The 2,113-nt window shown below is 68.5% G+C and carries 3 protein-coding genes; 1 reads left to right on the forward strand and 2 read right to left on the reverse strand.

Annotated features, from left to right (window positions below):
* Positions 1 to 631: HAD hydrolase family protein (locus ELR45_RS20230; RefSeq protein ID WP_205856936.1), on the forward strand; the 631-nt coding region annotated here is incomplete at its 5' end.
* Positions 632 to 680: 49 nt separating this feature from the next.
* Here ELR45_RS20230 and ELR45_RS20235 read toward each other — a convergent pair.
* Positions 681 to 1,280, reverse strand: a complete 600-nt coding sequence (locus tag ELR45_RS20235; protein ID WP_129667986.1) for a nicotinamidase — start codon at positions 1,278 to 1,280, stop codon at positions 681 to 683.
* Positions 1,277 to 2,113: beta/alpha barrel domain-containing protein (locus tag ELR45_RS20240; RefSeq protein WP_476704136.1), on the reverse strand; the 837-nt coding region annotated here is incomplete at its 5' end. The genes ELR45_RS20235 and ELR45_RS20240, both read right to left, overlap by 4 nt.

The raw sequence follows: 2,113 nt of genomic DNA on the forward strand, positions 1-2,113 counted from the left end.
TGCGGACGCCGTCGGTTCGCACGGCATCGCCGTCTGCGCGAATGGTGCGCTCGTCTACGACGTAGCCGGCCGGCGGATCGTCGAGCGGTACACATTGCCGAGCGACGACGCGATGAAGGTGGCGCTGGTGCTGCGAGCTGCTCTGCCCGGAGTGACGTTCGCGATGGAGCGAGAGCTGCTGTATGGCCGGGAGCCGGCGTTCATGCACCGCTGGGTGCTTCCGCAAGACGCGCTCGAGGGTGATCTGGAGCTGCTGCTCGCCGAGCCGGTGGCCAAGCTGCTGGCCCGTCACGAGGTGATGGAGCCCGATGAGTTCATCCGCCGTGGAACGGTGGCGATCGGCGATCTCGCGACCGCCACCTTCTCCGATGGCCAGGCGTTGCTGGAGATCAGCGGGCGCGGTGTGTCGAAGGCGTCCACCCTGGCCGCGCTCTGTGTTGAGCGGGGCATCGGCTCGCAGGACGTGGTCGCGTTCGGCGACATGCCCAACGACGTGCTCATGCTGGAGTGGGCAGGGACGTCGTACGCCATGGCCAACGCGCATCCGGACGTCGTCGCGGCGGCTGACGCCACATGTGCGAGCAACGACGACGACGGCGTCGCCGAGGTGCTGGAGAAGCTGTTCGCCTGACTCCGCGCGAGCCCGGCTCCGTGGCGTCCACCCGATCGGCGGGCGAGCCTCACACCATGCGGACGAGCGGCTCGCCGATCAGGTCGACGCCCGCCTCTCGCATCTCGGCGAGCGCTCGGTCGGTGGTATGCGGCGCCACACCCGCGGTGAGGTCGAGCAGCACACGCGTGGACAGCCCGGCCCGGACCGCGTCCAACGCGGTCGCGCGGACGCAATGGTCGGTGGCGATACCGACGAGATCGACGGACGAGACGTCCCGTTCCCGAAGCCACGCGGCCAGTCCGGTGCCTTCTTGGCAGCTGCCGTCGAAGCCGGAGTAGCCGTGCGAGTACTCGCCCTTGTTGAAGATGGCATCGAACGGCTGCGGGTCCAAGTTGGGGTGGAATGCGGCGCCGTCGGTGTCCGCGACGCAATGCCGCGGCCAGCTCGTCACGTAATCCGGAGTCTCAGAGAAATGCTCGCCTGGATCGATGTGATGGTCCCGGGTCGCGACGACGTGGTCGTAAGGGCGGTCATCCGGTTCCTCGTCCTGCCATTGCCGCAGCACCTCGGCGATCGCATAAGCGGTCTCGGCACCGCCGTGGACGGCGAGGGTACCGCCTTCGCAGAAGTCGTTCTGCACGTCGACGACGATCAGTGCACGCTTCATCGCTGCTCCTCATAGCGCGTGGGGATGGCGGGTTCACCACGAGACATCTGCACTGCGGTACGGGGCAGTTCCGCTCGGCCCCTGTGGTGCCGGTTGCGGGCGGCGTCGAGCGGTTCGCGCCCGACGATCTGACCCTCTCGTACGAGTGGCATGAGCAGAGGACGGTCGTGGTCGTTGTGCTCTGGAGGGCCGCCGATGCCGAGCACCTCGGCCTCCGCGACGCCCTGTCCGTTGCTTCGGCGTATCGCGTGCTTGCGGCCGCCTACCCCCGGCTTGTCCTTGCTCTTCTTCTCCACAGCCGTCAGCTCACCGTGCGCGTCCTCACGTGCGACGAGCTTGTACACCAGACCCGCGGTGGGTGCGTCAGAGCCCGTGACCAGAGAGGTGCCGACCCCGTACGCGTCGACCGGGGCGGCGGCGAGAGCGGCGATGGCGTGCTCGTCGAGGTCGCTGGTCACGATGATCTTGGTGCCCGTGGCGCCCAGCTCGTCGAGCTGCGCGCGCACTTCGTGTGCTTGGACGAGCAGGTCTCCGGAGTCCAACCGGACCGCGCCCAGGTCGGTGCCCGCGATCTCGACGCCCAAGGCGACGGCTTCCGACACGTTGTACGTGTCCACCAGTAGCGTCGTGCCCTTGCCGAGGCTCTCCACCTGGGCGGTGAACGCGTCCCGTTCCGAGTCGTGCAGCAGTGTGAAGGCGTGCGCACTGGTGCCCCGGGTGGGAACGCCATAGATCTGGCCGGCCCGGAGGTTGCTGGTGGAGGCGAAACCGCCGATGTACGCGGCTCTGGCCGCCGCGACGGCCGCCTGCTCGTGTGTGCGCCGCGACCCCAT

Origin of the sequence: Phytoactinopolyspora endophytica (assembly GCF_004138495.1) — a bacterium.
GTDB classification, from domain to species: Bacteria; Actinomycetota; Actinomycetes; order Jiangellales; family Jiangellaceae; genus Phytoactinopolyspora; species Phytoactinopolyspora endophytica.